Origin of the sequence: Magnetospira sp. QH-2 (assembly GCF_000968135.1) — a bacterium.
In the GTDB taxonomy this organism is placed as follows: Bacteria; Pseudomonadota; Alphaproteobacteria; order Rhodospirillales; family Magnetospiraceae; genus Magnetospira.
Genome location: NZ_FO538765.1, coordinates 1,970,701 through 1,986,266 on the forward strand (window position 1 = coordinate 1,970,701; position 15,566 = coordinate 1,986,266).

Annotated in this window: 15 protein-coding genes; 9 read left to right on the plus strand and 6 right to left on the minus strand. The window is 58.2% G+C overall.

The features are described 5' to 3' along the window. The first annotated feature begins 125 nt into the window (after window positions 1-125). Complete coding sequence (locus MGMAQ_RS09345; RefSeq protein WP_046021331.1) at window positions 126-1,613, plus strand: fused MFS/spermidine synthase; 1,488 nt, start codon at window positions 126-128, stop codon at window positions 1,611-1,613. Between the two features lie 195 nt (window positions 1,614-1,808). Beyond that, a complete protein-coding gene (locus MGMAQ_RS09350; protein ID WP_046021332.1) occupies window positions 1,809-2,138 on the plus strand; it encodes a helix-turn-helix transcriptional regulator in 330 nt (109 codons plus the stop codon). Window positions 2,139-2,268: 130 nt separating this feature from the next. On the opposite strand, the gene MGMAQ_RS09355 is transcribed toward MGMAQ_RS09350, so the two are convergent. The 3 genes from MGMAQ_RS09355 to rpe all read right to left on the minus strand — a co-directional run bounded on the left by MGMAQ_RS09355 (window position 2,269) and on the right by rpe (window position 5,799). Beyond that, window positions 2,269-3,222: a universal stress protein gene (locus tag MGMAQ_RS09355; protein WP_046021333.1), complete on the minus strand. Its 954-nt coding sequence runs from the start codon at window positions 3,220-3,222 to the stop codon at window positions 2,269-2,271. Window positions 3,223-3,244: 22 nt separating this feature from the next. Further along, the gene (locus tag MGMAQ_RS09360; protein WP_198409182.1) at window positions 3,245-4,981 is read right to left on the minus strand and encodes a DASS family sodium-coupled anion symporter; all 1,737 of its coding nucleotides are present in this window, start codon (window positions 4,979-4,981) and stop codon (window positions 3,245-3,247) included. Window positions 4,982-5,136: 155 nt separating this feature from the next. Continuing rightward, window positions 5,137-5,799, minus strand: coding sequence for a ribulose-phosphate 3-epimerase (gene rpe, locus MGMAQ_RS09365; RefSeq protein WP_046021334.1), 663 nt, complete (start codon window positions 5,797-5,799; stop codon window positions 5,137-5,139). 220 nt (window positions 5,800-6,019) lie between these two features. Between rpe and MGMAQ_RS09370 the strand changes: the two genes are divergently transcribed. Further along, window positions 6,020-6,901, plus strand: coding sequence for a phosphoribulokinase (locus MGMAQ_RS09370; RefSeq protein ID WP_046021335.1), 882 nt, complete (start codon window positions 6,020-6,022; stop codon window positions 6,899-6,901). On the opposite strand, the gene MGMAQ_RS09375 is transcribed toward MGMAQ_RS09370, so the two are convergent. Together MGMAQ_RS09375 and MGMAQ_RS09380 are read right to left on the minus strand one after the other, a co-directional pair. Continuing rightward, window positions 6,898-7,404, minus strand: a complete 507-nt coding sequence (locus tag MGMAQ_RS09375) for a chemotaxis protein CheW (RefSeq protein WP_046021336.1) — start codon at window positions 7,402-7,404, stop codon at window positions 6,898-6,900. The genes MGMAQ_RS09370 and MGMAQ_RS09375 overlap by 4 nt on opposite strands. Then, a complete protein-coding gene (locus MGMAQ_RS09380) occupies window positions 7,401-8,747 on the minus strand; it encodes a methyl-accepting chemotaxis protein (RefSeq protein WP_046021337.1) in 1,347 nt (448 codons plus the stop codon). Before MGMAQ_RS09380 ends, MGMAQ_RS09375 begins: the two co-directional genes overlap by 4 nt. 128 nt (window positions 8,748-8,875) lie before the next feature. On the opposite strand from MGMAQ_RS09380, the gene MGMAQ_RS09385 reads away from it, so the two are divergent. Then, window positions 8,876-10,144, plus strand: coding sequence for a threonine ammonia-lyase (locus MGMAQ_RS09385; RefSeq protein WP_065814689.1), 1,269 nt, complete (start codon window positions 8,876-8,878; stop codon window positions 10,142-10,144). Window position 10,145: 1 nt separating this feature from the next. Here the strand turns inward: MGMAQ_RS09385 and MGMAQ_RS09390 are convergent, their stop codons facing one another. Continuing rightward, window positions 10,146-10,619 carry a flavin reductase family protein gene (locus MGMAQ_RS09390; protein ID WP_046021339.1) on the minus strand — a complete coding sequence of 158 codons (474 nt, stop codon included), beginning with the start codon at window positions 10,617-10,619 and terminating at the stop codon, window positions 10,146-10,148. 154 nt (window positions 10,620-10,773) lie between these two features. Here MGMAQ_RS09390 and MGMAQ_RS09395 point away from each other — a divergent pair, with 154 nt between their 5' ends. From MGMAQ_RS09395 to MGMAQ_RS09415, 5 genes are all read left to right on the plus strand, one after another. Further along, window positions 10,774-11,301 (plus strand): RDD family protein, encoded by a 528-nt coding sequence (locus MGMAQ_RS09395; RefSeq protein WP_046021340.1) that lies wholly within the window; start codon window positions 10,774-10,776, stop codon window positions 11,299-11,301. 50 nt (window positions 11,302-11,351) lie between these two features. Then, the gene (locus tag MGMAQ_RS09400) at window positions 11,352-12,089 is read left to right on the plus strand and encodes an arginyltransferase (RefSeq protein WP_046021341.1); all 738 of its coding nucleotides are present in this window, start codon (window positions 11,352-11,354) and stop codon (window positions 12,087-12,089) included. Window positions 12,090-12,241: 152 nt separating this feature from the next. Next, entirely contained in the window at window positions 12,242-13,336 is a 1,095-nt protein-coding gene (locus MGMAQ_RS09405) for a TRAP transporter substrate-binding protein (RefSeq protein ID WP_046021342.1), read from the plus strand. A 111-nt stretch (window positions 13,337-13,447) separates the two neighbouring features. Beyond that, a complete protein-coding gene (locus tag MGMAQ_RS09410; protein ID WP_046021343.1) occupies window positions 13,448-13,990 on the plus strand; it encodes a TRAP transporter small permease subunit in 543 nt (180 codons plus the stop codon). A gap of 4 nt (window positions 13,991-13,994) precedes the next feature. Then, on the plus strand, window positions 13,995-15,566 hold the full coding sequence (locus MGMAQ_RS09415) for a TRAP transporter large permease subunit (RefSeq protein WP_046021344.1): 1,572 nt from the start codon (window positions 13,995-13,997) through the stop codon (window positions 15,564-15,566).

Below are 15,566 nucleotides of genomic sequence, written 5' to 3' on the forward strand. Positions count from 1 at the left end.
CTGTTGTCCTTCGATCCCAGCAGGATCGGTTGTGTTCTCTGGCTGCATCCTACACCATGTGCCTTGGACTGTAAGCTTTTCGCCGCTCAAATAGCGGTGAAGTCACGGGATTTTGAGGAACCTTCATGGGCCTGCGTATCCTCTATTGCCTCGCCTTGATGCTGGTCGCCACGGGCGCCACGGTGTTGATCGCCTTTTCGGGGCGCATGCTGGCGCCGCAATATGGTCTGCCACCTACCTTATGGACGGTCATTTTATCCTCCAGTTTTGCCGGTCTGAGCCTGGGGCTATGGAAGGGAGCCCGGCAGACCGGGACATCCGATAACCCGGTAAAGGCCCGACGCTTTGCCGCCTGGGGATTGGCCTTGTTGGCTTTTTGGGCCTTGCTGGAACCAATCATCGAGGGATGGGTGGCAATCCCGGCAATCGCGCTTGAGAATCCTCTCATTTATGTTGCCGGATGGGTCGCCCTGTGGCTTTTTCTCCCCCCTTTTCTGGTGATCGGCTGGGTCATGTCATTACTGATCGGGTTAACCCTGACGGGTTTGCCGGATCAAAGGTTACCCTGGCTGGGCCGCGCCCTTGGGGCCGCCACGGCGGGCATACCCGTCGGCCTCTTGTTGGCCGAATTTCTGTTCAAGGCCCACCTTGGGATTTCCGCCACCCTGAGCAGTCTAGTGGGTCTGTTTGCTGTTCTCGCTCTCTTCCTGGCTTTGGGCGATTCCCTTCGCGCGGTCCTGCTGGTGGCCCTCTTGGGCGGTGTTTCCCAGCTTCCCGCGGCCTGGGCTTGGCCGACGGGTTGCGATCTGGAACATCGAGACGGATGCCTGGGCGTCGGCATCCCCTCTCGCAACGCCGGCGATTTTCGGACGGTGAAACTCAATGGCGCGGCCAAGGGCGCCGTCAATCCAAAGGACTTGAGCCTCCTGTATGACAACAGGGATCGCTTTATCAATGCGATGGTTGGTCAGCAGATCGGCATGGACCGCCCACCGCGCAGCCTGATACTGGACGGAGGCGCGTCCCCCCTGCCCCGCGCCTGGGCAAAAAAGCACTTTGGACGAAGTCCGGCGGGGGTGTTTCTTGTTTCGGACCCAACACCGTCGGTTTCGCGGATGGCTGAATTACATTTTGGCTTTCGGGAATCTCCCACCATCCAATTGGACCACCGCGATGGGCGACTGTTGGTGCAAAGCCTCCCGGCCGTGGGGGGGATCGAACTGGTAATCGGCGCGCCAAACCTGTTGCCGCACCAGCTGACGCGGGAATTCAATGATGCCCTGGTCAAGCGCCTTGATCCCGATGGGGTCTATCTCCTGCCGGTCAATGACCATGCGGCCGATCCGAGACTCCTTGTCCACTTGGTCAAAACCCTCCAGGTCACATTTCCCCGGGTCGACGTTTGGCGGCATGAAGATGATCATGATCGACGGGACTATGTCATCCGTGCCGCCAATTCGGTGCTGCCCCCACCGCCTGTTGAAATCGTCGGCTGGACCTCATGGCCGCGGGCGGATCTCCATGCGAGGACCGAATCCCCCAATGTCACGATCCTGTCGGATGATCATGCCCCGATACAGGCTTTGTTGGGCTATCCTGTACCAAAAATGTGACCTCTGCCCCCCTGGAAGGGGGTGTTCATAGAGGTGACCAAATACCCCCTCTCTTGACCAGAGTCATTTTTGTGCAATTCATGAATTGAAAATTCAGCGACCTCTAATATAATAGGCCTCGAATATACGGAGCTTGGGGGAGCGGAACCGTATAGATACACGCGGATTTTTTCCGCGCCACAGGGGGTAATCGAATTGGCTGTCGTACTCGCGGATCTGGAAACCAACGCCCGGCTGGCAAGCGGCCTCCTCAAGGCCATGAGCAATGAACGCCGCCTGCTCATTCTCTGTCAACTGGTCCATGGCGAACGCACCGTTAGCCAGCTCGAAGACGTCATCGGCCTTAGCCAGTCCGCGCTTTCGCAGCATTTGGCGGTGCTGCGCCAGAATGATCTTGTGAAAACCCGGCGCGAAGCCCAATCGATCTATTATTCACTGGCAGGCCCGGCTCCCAAGGCAGTGATCGAGACTCTGTATGGCCTGTTCGGCAAGAATACTTCCTGCGATCCTGAAAACTGCGCCTGATTCATTCAGCGCACAACGAAACGCCCCTTCGAGATAGTCGAAAGGGCGTTTTGTTTTTTGTGGTATCCGTCTTTGCTTAAATCACATCGCGTTCAATCGAATTCGATTGAACGCGATGGGCTTTAAATATTTAGCGAACCACCAGCACCGAATTGAATGCCTTTTGCATGATCTTGTAGGCCACGGAGCCCTTGATCAGTCGCTGCAAGCCCGATTTCTCGCTCTCCGATACCACGATCAGCGAGTAGTCCGGGCCGGTCTCGACGATTTGGTCAACCGGATCACCGACCTTGACGATGGTCTCCTCGACATTGACCTTCATCTCTTCCAAGATCGTCTTGGCTTTTTCCACCGCGATTTCGGCGTCCGCCTCGCCGGACGCCTCAAGGGCCACCGACATTAGAGAGATGGGGCACTCGCAGCGGCTGGCCAGTATTGCGTCCTGACGTACCGCATCCAGTGACACTTCCGAACCATCGGTACATATCAGATGACCATTGCCTTCGGTCAACTCTCGGGCCACCAGCACCGAACAAGGTGCCTTGGTCGCCACATGTTCCGCAACTTCCGGGTCCCAGAAGCTGGCCAGACGCCCGCCCCTCCAGCGCTCCGAGGCACCGAGGATGATCAGGTCATACTGACCGATCTCCCATTGTTCAAGGATGCCCGTAGCAATATTGGCGGCGGTCTTGAGCTTGAGGATGATCTGCTTGCCGTCCTCGTTGCGGTAGACGATCTTGTTGTCGCCCAATGGATCCCCCGCAACATCCGTGTGGAAGGACTCGCTGCTCCATCCATCGCCCATGACACCCAATTCGGCCAGCATCTCCAGCCCGGTCTTCAAATACTTGATTCCCGGCAGTTCGAGCCCCCAATCGAGCATGTTCTCGCGGGCGACACTGACCTGCAGACCACCGGAGCGGAGCCCCTGATCCACCGCCCGCACATAGACCAGGCAGATATCGGCATCAACACCGCCTCCCAGTTTGGCTGCATAACGTAGTCCGCGATAGGATTCGTCGGAGCCATCGATACAGACCAGGATTCTAAATCGGCTATTGTCGATTTTCTCTAGTTCCAGCATGACCTCATCCCTCGTTTTTTCGTTATACGCCAAGCATTGGCCAATAAATGGCCGCCGCCACCAACATAACAATGGTCGACATGACGGCCATCTTCCAACCGACATTGAGGAAATCCGTGGTTTTCAGATATCCCGACGCATAGACAATGGTGCAGGCCGGGGTTCCAACCACGGTCAGATAGGCAAAGGCCGATGAGACGGCGGTGATAAAGCCGATGATGATCGGGCTTTCATTGGCCGCCGTGGCCAAGTTCAACACGATGGGCCCCAGAACCGCCACGGCGGCACCGTTGGACATTGTATTGGTGACGCCGGTGGTCAGCACGGACACCGCGGCCCATAGACCATAGCCTTCGCTGGCCCCAATGGGTTCCAGCATGGCCAGGAAGCTCTCAGCCACCCACTTGGCCGCCCCGGTATCCTTCATTTGCACACCGAGCGAGATCGCCGCCGCATAGAGCAAGACAACGCCCCAGTTGACCCCGGAGTTAACGTCTTCCCACTTCACCAGCCCGGCGACCAGGAACATAGCCGCGCCAAGGACCGCAACGGTTCCCATGCCTATCTGACCAGACACCAATATCCAGCCCAGCAGGATCAAGACGAACAGGAAGATCGACACATAATCCGCGCCCTTCATCGGTCCCTGCTCTTCGATCTGCGCGCGCAGCTTCACGACGGCGCGGGACAGGTCCTTATATTCCGGCTTAAAGGTGAACAGCAAAATGATGGTCACAAACGGAATTTGTAGCAGGAACATCGGATAGGCGAACGTCATCCACTTCACGTAGTCGATGAGGAACTTGAAGGTCTCCGGGTTGGTCGGATCATAGAAAAAGTCTTTCCAATAGCCGATCATGATGGCGTTACGCGCGCCGCCCGAAGGGGTACCGATACCCGCCACCGAGCACCCATAGGAAATGGAAAACAACAGCACCGCCGCCAGATTGCGAACCTTTTTCGGATCATCAGAGGTCAGGGTGATCAGAGTGATTCCCACCGGCAACATCATGGCGGCAACGGTGTGCTCACCAATGAAGGACGCCAGCAGACCGGAAACAACGGTGATCCCAAAAGCGATCCGCGCTGTCTTGGTGCCGGTCATCTTGACGATGAAAAAGGCGATGCGCTTGTCGAGCTTCTGTTTCACCACGGCCACGGCCAGCATCAGCGAGCCCATGATAAACAGCACCGAATCTTTCATCAGGCTGCGCGCCACATCCGATGAATCCAGCCCCAACAGCAAAACCTGCGCTACCACGATCAGCAATGCCACCGTGGGCAGGGGAACTGGCTCGGTGACAAATAAGATCGTCGCCACCACCGACATGGTCAGCACCGCCATGCCCGCCGAGGTCAGCCCCTCTGGCGTTGGAATGGACAAGAGCACAACACCAACGCCCATGGCGATGATGAACCAGCGTTTTTCCCAGAAGACCGCCAGGGACTTGGCCTGTTGCAGGCGCGCGGCACGTTTGGCAACTTTCGAAACAGGCGCCTCTCCGGCGGCGGCCGGACGCAAAGCCCGAACGGCGTCCAAATGCATGCCGACAATAAGGATGGGTATTTGGAATAGTCCCTTGGTCAAGGCAAAGATCAGGCTGAACAGAACAACCACACCTTCCTTGAAATAGTAAAGGACTTCACCGATGGCCGATCGCGATTGAACATCTTCACCGCGCTCTGCATCAGTCAAATCACTGGTATCATGATCGGATTCGGTTGGGAATTCCTCCCCGGGCTTTTTAGCCTCGGCCATTTCCCGTTCCCCCTATGTTTCCCCTGGTCGGAGCTGAGCTCTCTATATGACGATTATATTGCCCTAATTTTACACACCACGCCACCGAACATTAGCCCCGCCGCATAAACGCCGGACTCCGTCCATGCTCCATAGAGGGAGTCCGGCATTTGGCATTAGCCCGCAAACGAAGCGCGAATGGCGTCCATATTGGCCTTGTAGGCTTCCATGCCTTCGCCCTTGTAGACGGCGGAACCAGCGACCAGTACGTCGGCACCGGCATCCACCACGGCCTTGGCGGTGGCCGGACTGACGCCGCCATCCACTTCCAACTCGATGGGTCGATCGCCGATCATCTTGCGGATGCGGGCGATTTTTTCCAGTTGCGAATCGATAAAGCTCTGACCGCCGAAACCGGGGTTCACGGACATCACCAAGATAAGATCAACCTTGTCGATCACGTACTCCAGGATCGATTCCGGGGTCGCCGGGTTGAGCGACAGACCAGCCTTCTTGCCCAGCGACCGGATGAACTGCAGGCTGCGATCAATATGGGGATCGGCCTCGGCATGAACGGTGATGATATCGGCACCGGCATCGGCATAGTCCTGCAAGAACGGCTGAGCCGGATTGATCATCAGGTGCACATCAAACGGCAGTTTGGTCCAAGGCCGGATGCATTTGATGATCGGCGGGCCGAAAGTCAGATTGGGGACAAAGTGCCCGTCCATGACATCGATATGGATATAGTCGCAGCCACCGTCGTCGATGGCTTTCACCTCTTCTCCAAGACGGGAGAAGTCGGCGGACAGGATGCTGGGCGCGATCTTAACGCTCATGAATTTTTCCTCCGTGGTCTACTTATCTGGATCGAGCCCACCGCTGTGCGGTCAACTCCCCTGAAAAACGGATCACGGTTTGCCCGAATCCGTTCCCTCTCGCAATATTTTCTGTTTCTAATATACTGTCGGCGCCGTCCTGGCAATCAGGGCCGCCACGACACGAGAATCCGGTCAGCCGAAAACGGCGGCCAACGCAGGGGAATTCCAGGGGGAAACCATGTCCAAAGCCCATCCGATTATTGCCGTGACCGGCGCTTCCGGTTCCGGACGCAGTGTCGTCCGAGACGCCGTTCGCAAGGTCTGCGACCGGCAAGGTTTGAATCCCGCCTATGTGGATGGCGAAAGCTTCCACAAGTATAACCGCGCGGAAATGAAGGTCGCCCAGGATAAGGCCGTCCGCGCGGGTGAGCCCCTGCTGACCCACTTCGGGCCCGATGCCAATCTGTGGGAAGAACAAAAGCAATTCTTCAAAAAGTACGGGGACAGCGGAACGGGGCGTCACCGGCGCTACCTGCATACGCAAGAAGAAGCCGACGCCTATGGCGATGGCACGGTCGGTCCCGGACAATTCACACCCTGCAAGGACATCCCGACCAATACCGACTTCATGCTGTACGAAGGCCTGCATGGCGCGGTGAAAACCAATGATGTGGACATTGAATCCCTGGTGGATTTGCGCATCGGCGTGGTGCCGGTGGTCAATTTGGAATGGACTCAGAAGCTGTTGCGGGACGTGAACCAGCGCGGCTATTCCCAGGACGAAGTGATGAACGCCATCCTTGGGCGCATGGGCGACTACGTGCGCTATGTGATCCCGCAGTTCCACCATAGCCACATCAATTTCCAGAAAGTAGCCGTGGTCGATACCTCCAATCCACTGGTCGCCCGGGATATCCCCACCGATTCGGAGTGTCTGTTCGTGATCCGCTTCCGTGACCCGAAGGACCCCAAGGTGCCCGTGGACTTTCCCTATCTGGTGGACAAGATCCCCAACGCCAAAATGTCCCGGCGCAACACGCTGGTCATCCCGGGTGGTGAGTTCGGCTTGGCTTTGGAACTGATCATGCCGCCGATCCTGAACGTTTTGCTCAGAGGTTAAGCCCCGAAAGGATTGGCGCCGGGGCCGATGTCGAGGAAAGAATCCACGTCCAGAACGACCATAAGATTGCCTTTGAGGCGATAGACGCCGTCGGAATAGGACCGCCAGATATGGTCCATGTTCGTCGGGGTTTGCTCGAAATCGCTGATGGGCAGGCTGATCACATCCCCGACCCGATCAATCAGCAAACTGTATAAATCAGGCCCGTTTTCGACGGTTAAAGCCATCGGCGGCTCATCATCGTCCGTGGCCATTGGCGGCAATCCAAGTCGGGCACGAACATCGATCACGGTGACGATGCGGCCCCGTAGGTTGATCGACCCGGCCACTTCGGGCGGCGCCAAGGGAATGCGGGCAATCTGTTCGGGCTGCAAAATATCCTGCACGCGCAACACCGGGACACCGAACATCTGATCGCCAATATAAAACGTTACGAACTCACTGGATTCGGCTTGAACAACCTGAACATTCCGCCCCCGGGACGCGACCACGATTTCATTCATGAAAGTTCCCCCTTTCGGTCCAGATTGTCACCCAATTGATCCAGCAGACCCAGTACCTGCGCCGAGGCCTGCAACATCTGATGGGCCGACTCCAGGGCTCCGTCCAGATCTCCTTGCGCCAGTCTTTGCAGGGTTTCCCGGCCTACCGAATGCACCTGCTCATGGGGAACGGCCAGATCCAAAAAGGCCGGGTCCCGGGCAATGGCCGGATCCGTGACTTCGTCGTACCATTTGCCCAGGCGGCAATGATGGTGGTCGTCCAGGTCATCCGGACCCAACGCGATCCGACCGATCAGGGCATCCATGATCCGACGCTTAAAGGCCACATGGTCCGATTTGGCCAGATCCACCACTTTGTAGTCGATATCCTGGACGGCAAAAGCCGATACCTGCCCACAGAGCATATCGTTGGTGGAATCCAGATGTCCCACCAGCTTGGTGATCTCCATGGTATTGCGATTGGTCATATCGGCAATCAGATTGATGCCGCTTGAGACCTCGCTGGAGGCCTGACGCTGCTGATTGAGGATCGATGCGATATCATGCATTTTGGCGTTGACGCCATCGACCTGGTCGCTGATCACCTGCATCTCGTCGCCGGTGGCGAGAATAACGTCCTCGCCTTCTTGCACCGCCCGGGCCCCTTGCTGCATGGATCCGACGATGGCCTCCATCTCCCCCCGCAGCGTCCCGATTCGGCTTCGAATATTATCGGTGGCCTTGGCGGTTTGATTCGCCAGGTTTTTGACCTCGCCCGCGACCACGGCAAAGCCCTTGCCCGCCTCCCCGGCCCGAGCCGCCTCGATGGTGGCATTCAGAGCCAAAAGATTGGTCTGCTTGGCGATGGCCTCGATGGATTGGACGATATCGCCGATCTCTTCGGAGGCCTTGGCCAGGGTGTCCACCTTGTTGGCGGCATCCTCCACGGCTCCGGCGATATTGTGCATGGTCTCCACCGCTCTTTGTGCAGCGTCCATGCCGTTACCAGCGGCCTCGCGCACGGCATAAGCATCTTGTGCCGCCGCTTCGGAGGTCTGAGCAATGCCGGTCACGGAGGCGACCATTTCCTCCGCCGCCGCCGCGATTCCTTGAGAGCGGTTGCTCACCTCGCGCATGTCCCGGTACATCTCGGCCAGACTGACCATGGAGTCTCCGCATTCCACGGAAACCTCGATCAATCCGCGCAGGGTATGGCGCGCCCGGTCATGCAGCATGCAAGACAGTTGGTGAATTTCCTTTTCGAAGGGTGTAATGCCTTCGGGAACCAGCCGATACTCGCCGCGTTCCAAATGCCGCAGGGACGCTTCCAAGTCACCGGCATCGCGATTGGCCAGATCATCCATATTCCATTATCCCTGTTGTGGATCGTTCAAATTCTACATTGGGAACGATTTATTTCGTTCGAGTCTAGATCAAGCGGCTGAAGATGTACAGAATGACCCACCCCCTAACAAACCCGGGAATAAACCTCGTGAGCCTCGACCTAGACCGTATCAAGACAGCCCAGCGCACTCTCACCGGCAAGGTGGTCCGCACACCGTTGGTGGATTCCCAATTGTTGTCTGATATCAGCGGCGCCAATGTTTTTTTGAAACTGGAGAACCTCCAATATACGGCGTCGTTCAAGGAGCGTGGCGCTCTGGTCAAATTATCCAGCCTCAGCGACGAGCAAAGGGCACGCGGCGTGATCGCCATGTCGGCCGGCAATCATGCTCAGGGGGTGGCGCGCCATGCCAAGCTGATGGGTATCCCCGCAACCATCGTCATGCCCAAGGACACCCCTTTCGTCAAAGTGGCTCAGACCGAAATGCTGGGCGCCCGGGTGGTCTTGCATGGAGACACCCTGGGCGAGACCACCCGGCATGCGGAGATGCTGGCGGAACGGGAGAATTTCGTATTTGTCCATCCCTTTGACGATGAAGCGGTGATGGCTGGCCAAGGCACCATCGCCTTGGAAATGCTGCAAGATCAACCGGATCTGGACGCCATTCTCGTGCCGGTGGGCGGGGGCGGCCTGCTGGCCGGAGTCGCGGTGGCGGCCAAGGCCATCAAGCCCGACATCCGAATCATCGGCGTCGAGGCGTCATTCTTTCCCTCCATGAAAGCGGCGGTCCAAGGCAGCGCACCGGCAGAAGGCGGCGCCACCATCGCCGAAGGCATCGCGGTCAAGACTCCCGGTGAACGGACCCGGGCCATCGCCGAGCAATGGGTGGACGATTTCCTGGTGGTGGACGAGGCGGAAATGGAAAGCGCCGTTCAATTGTTGCTGGAAGTGGAGAAAACTGTGGCTGAAGGAGCCGGGGCCGCGCCCCTGGCGGCGCTGATCAAGTACCGAGACCAATTTCAGGGGCAATGCTGTGGACTGATCGTCTCCGGCGGCAATATTGATTCCCGGCTATTGGCCTCGATCTTGATGCGTGGATTGGCCCGATCCGGACGCCTGGTGCGCTTGAGGATTTCCATCCCCGACCGACCGGGCCAATTGGCCGAGGTGGCCAAAGCCATCGGCAATTCCGGGGGCAACATCATTGAGATCCTGCACCAACGACTGTTCCACGATGTGCCAGTAAAAGCGACAGAGTTGGATGTGGTCGTGGAGACTCGAGGCCCCGATCACACCAAGATCTTGATGGACGCCCTGCAAGCCGCAGGCTGCCCGGCGCGCCAATTGGCCAATACTTCGGTGGATGCGGTGGCGGCGGCCATGGTTCTGCCGCCTCACCATGCGGTTGAGGAATAGCTCAGGCCAGTTTTTCGTAGGCACCGCGGAAGTAGAGCAAAGGCTGCCCAGCACTGTCGTAGGCGGTTTCTTCCACCCGACCAATCAGGATCAAATGATCTCCGCCGTCCTGGACCGAAGCCAGCCGACATTCCAGGTGTGCCAGACAGCCATCGATGCGCGGCACACCGTTGGAAGCCTCGCTCCAAGGAGTGGTATCGAATTTCTCCCGATCACGCTTGGCGAACAGGGTGGATATTTCCGCCTGGTCGTCGCGCAACACATTGATGTTAAAAGGGCTGTCCGGGGAGGTAAAAGCCTCGATATCGGCGGTGTTGGTCCCCAGGCAGACCAGCACCAAAGGCGGATCCAAAGATACCGAGGAAAAGGCGTTGACGGTCACGCCCACCGGCTCGCCATCGGAAGTCTTTGCGGTCACCACCGTGATGCCGGTGGCAAAATGCCCGAGGGCGTTGCGGAACGTGCGTGGATCCATCGTGTGTCCATCCTTCTGTCTGACCGGCGGCACAGTGCGATATCACCCGTGTGGCGTCAAGAGAGGGAACCATCAATTCCACTCGTGTCACCCATGGATATCGGCATGAAGCGTGTTATATCCATAGAAGGACAATAAATTGACAGGATCCACCATGACCACCACCCTGCCCTCGCTACAAGGCGCCGATAGCGCCTGGACCGAAGAGGCCCCCGATCCCCTCAAGTATCCGGATTTCTATGACGGGATCTTGATGAAGCGGTCGTTGGCTTTTTTGATTGATGCCGTGGCCATCGCCGGGCTCAGCGTCCTGTGGTGGATTATCTCGCTATTCGCCACCATCGGCACCTTCGGCTTCCTGTCGCCGCTATTTGCCGTGTTTATCCTTATCCCTTTGGCCTATCACACCTTGCTGATTGGCGGAGAGCGCTCGGCCACCCTGGGCATGCGAGCCATGGATATCGAGGTGCGCAGATGGAACGGCGATCGTCCAGACTATGTTCAGGCCCTGCTTCAGACCCTGTTGTTCTATGGTTCCATCAGCGTGACCAGCCTGCTGGTGCTGGCGGTGGGGCTCTTCAACGACCGGCGACGTTGCCTGCATGACTATCTGTCGGGGTCGGTGGTTATCAACAAGATCGACATGGCCGCCGTGACCTATCAGGCGCCGGAAAGCTCCTGACCCGGAAGGGCTGGTCATCTGGCAATGGATGAGTCTATTCTAGTAACAGCATGAAACAGAACGTTTATCATCGTCCGGAATTCTTTTACACCACGGCACCTCTGCCCTGCCCCTATCTGCCTGGGCGGATGGAACGGCGGTTGGTGACCGAGTTGGTCGGACGGCGGTCGGTGATCATGCACGACGCCCTGTCCCGGGCCGGATTCCGGCGCAGCCACAATATTGCCTATGCGCCCATTTGCCCCACCTGTCAGGCCTGTGTGGCGGTGCGGATCGTCACAGCCGACTTCACGCCGTCGCGAACCCAAAGGCGGTTGATCCGCATGAACAGCGACTTGATCGAAGAGACCCTCCGGGCGCGAGGGACATTGGAACAGTTCACCCTGTTCGAAGACTATCAGAACCTGCGCCACGGAGACGGGGACATGGCGTCCATGACCTTCCGGGACTACAAAATGATGGTCGAGGACAGCCCCATCGATACCTTTGTTGCCGAGTTCCGTCACCCCGATGACGACCGATTGGCCGCAGCCTGCCTTACCGACCGCATGGCTGATGGGTTTTCGGCCGTCTACAGCTTCTTCGAAGACGACGAAAGCCGCCGCAGCCTGGGCACATATATGGTTCTGTGGTTGGTGGATCAGGCGCGCCGGGCCGGGCTGCCATATGTCTACTTGGGCTATTGGATCGCGGAAACCCGAAAGATGGCTTACAAAACCAACTTCCGCCCCCTGGAAGCCCTGACCGCGGAAGGCTGGCAGCCCATTGAGGAAACCGGGCTAATCTAGCGAAATTCGCCCACTCTTTCGGTTGCGACTCCCCGCCCCTTTGGGTACCCTCTTTGACATAAGCTTGAAAGCGTTGGGAAAAAAACCACCTGAACAAGCCTAGGTTCGCCCCCGAGAGGGATTCGCATATCCAGTTGCTGGGAGAAATATCCATGAAACGTCGTGCATTTATAACCGGTGCCGCCGCGGGGATTGCCGGTGTCGCTGCCTCAAGCCTGCCCAAACCGGCCATCGCCCAGGGCAAGCGCCAATTGAAAATGGTCACTACTTGGCCGAAGAATTTCCCAGGCCTCGGCACCGGCGCCCAACGCGCCGCCGACCGCATCACCGAAATGAGCGACGGTCAGTTGGAAGTGAAACTGTTCGCCGCTGGGGAACTGGTCCCTGCCTTCGAATCCTTCGACGCGGTCTCCAACGGCACCGCCGACATGTACCATGGCGCCGAGTATTATTGGCAAGGCAAGTCCAAGGCCTTCAACTTCTTCGCTGCCGTGCCCTTTGGGCTCACCGCAACGGAACAGAATGCCTGGGTCTACTATGGCGGCGGTCAGGAACTATGGGACGAGCTCTCCGCCGGGTTCAAAATCAAGCCCTTCATGGCCGGCAATACCGGCGTGCAGATGGGCGGCTGGTTCAACAAGGAAATTAATGGCCTGGAAGATTACAAGGGCTTGAAAATCCGCATGCCGGGCCTGGGCGGCGAAGTGCTGCGCAAGATCGGCGCGGCGGCCGTATCCCTGCCAGGCGGTGAAATCTTCCCGTCCCTGCAATCGGGCGCCATCGATGCCACCGAGTGGGTCGGCCCCTGGAACGACCTGGCCTTCGGCTTCTACAAGGTAACCAAATACTACTACTATCCGGGCTTCCATGAGCCGGGCACCACCTTGTCTTCGGGCGTCAACCTGGATGTATGGAACAGCCTGTCGAAGACACAGCAGTCCATCATCACCAATGCCTTCGCGGCGGAAAACAGCCATCTGCTGGCCGAATTCAACGCCCGCAACGGAAACTCGTTGGACACCTTGATCAACAAACACAACGTGGTGCTGCGCAAGTTCTCCGACGAAGTCATGGCCGCCATCGGCAAGGCCTCGGGCGAGGTGGTGAAGGAAGCCGCCGCTGGAGACGCCATGACCAAGAAGGTCTATGACAGCTTCATCGCCGCCCGGACCAAATCCATTGCCTGGTCCAAGATTTCCGATCAGGCCTATTGGAATGCCCGTCTGCTTCGCTTTAAGTACGGCTGACCGGCGGACCGCGCACGAAATCGGAAAAGCCCGTACCCCCGCCGGTACGGGCTTTTTCAAATCCTCGAAATGCCCTAATCTTTAGCCATCGAGCGGACAAGGGGACTTACTTTGCAGGCACTTTCGGGTTTGGCGACCGCCATCGACCGATTCAACGAAACCGTCGGGCGGATCACCGGCTGGCTCGCCGTGGCCATGGTGTTGGTGCAGTTCACCGTGGTGGTGATGCGCTACGTGTTCGGGGTCGGCTCGATCATGATGCAGGAATCCGTGGTCTATCTACATTCGTTGCTTTTTTTGGTCGGTGCCGGATACACCCTGTATCACAACGGTCATGTGCGGGTGGACGTGTTTTATCGCGAGGCCAAGCCCCGCACCAAGGCCTGGGTCGACCTGTTGGGCAACCTGTTTTTCCTCATCCCGGTCTGCATTCTGATCGCCGTTTACAGCCTGCCCTATGTATCCCAGTCCTGGTCGGTTTTGGAGGGATCCAAGGAAACCAGTGGCATTCAGGCGGTGTTCCTTCTTAAGACCATCATCGTGGTGTTTTGCAGTGTGGTCGCCCTGCAAGGATTGGCCATCGCCCTGCATGCCCTGACCTTCCTTACCGGGTCCCCGCCCGCCGACAACCCCTACACCAAAGAGGATTCCTGAGCCCATGGAAACCCGGGAAATCCTTGATGTTTTGATGTTTGTCACGGTCTGCGGCTTTCTTTTGGCCGGGTTCCCTGTCGCTTTTACCTTGGCCGGAACCGGTCTGATCTTTGCCGGGATTGGCTGGTTGTTCGGGGTCTTCGATTTTTCATTGTTCGGCGCCCTTCCCTCACGCATTTTCGGCAATTCCATGACCAACGAGGTGCTGATCGCCGTGCCTCTGTTCGTCTTCATGGGGGTCATGCTCGAACGCTCCAAGGTAGCCGAGGAACTGCTTGATGCCATGGGCATGCTGTTTGGCTCCCTGCGCGGCGGACTGGGGATCTCGGTATCCATCGTTGGCGCCCTGTTGGCCGCCTCCACCGGTATCGTCGGAGCAACGGTGGTTACCATGGGCCTTTTGTCGCTGCCGACCATGCTGCGGCGCGGCTACGACCCGGCCTTGGCCTGCGGCTCCATTTGCGCCTCGGGAACCCTGGGACAAATCATCCCGCCGTCCATCGTTCTGGTGCTGCTCGGTGATCAGATCTCCAACGCCTATGTGGATGCCCAGCGGGCCATCGGCAATTGGTCACCGGAGCCGGTCTCGGTGGGCGACCTGTTCGCCGGCGCTTTGCTGCCCGGCCTGGCTTTGGTCGGCATGTACATCACCTATCAAGCCTTTACCGCCTGGCTGCGCCCGGCCACCTCGCCGGCCATCCCTAAGGAAGAATTGGCGGTGGATGGCCTCGGCTGGCGCATTGCCCATGCATTGATCCCTCCGGTGGTGCTGATCATTGCCGTGTTGGGCTCTATTCTCGCAGGCATCGCGACGCCCACCGAGGCCGCGTCGGTGGGCGCCGTGGGTTCGTTATTCCTGGCCGGGTTGCGACAAGATGAAACACGCGGGTTGCCGATCCATGCCGCGGCCCTTGGGTTGGTCGGCCTGCTGATCGTTTCCAATAACATGGACCTGCGCGTGGCGCGTAACGAGATTTCCCTCGGCGACATGGCGGGAATCGCCCTGGCCGGGCTGTGCCTTTTGCTCATGGCCTGGGGCGGTGTGGTCAGCCTGTCCCGGACCTATAAATCGGGAATCCTGGCCGAGGTAGGACGCGGCACCATGCTGATTTCTTCCATGGTTTTCGTCATCCTCATCGGCGCGTCTGTGTTTTCCCTGGTCTTCCGCGGACTTGGCGGCGACGATCTGGTACACGAAGTGCTCAGTCAGATTCCCGGCGGAAAGTTCGGCGCCATTCTGGTGGTCATGCTGGTGATGTTCGTGTTGGGCTTTTTCCTCGATTTTATCGAGATCACCTTCGTCGTGGTGCCGATCGTCGCCCCGGTGCTGCTGATGATGGACGTCAATCCGGTATGGCTGGGGGTCATGATGGCCATGAACCTGCAGACCTCGTTCCTCACCCCACCCTTCGGCTTCGCCCTGTTCTACCTACGCGGCGTCGCCCCGGCGGAGGTCACCACCATGCATATCTATCGCGGCGTGATGCCCTTCGTGCTCATCCAGGTATTGGCCCTGGCGCTCTTGGCCAGCTTCCCGCAATTGGCCACCTGGCTGCCCAAGGTGGTGTTCGGGTAA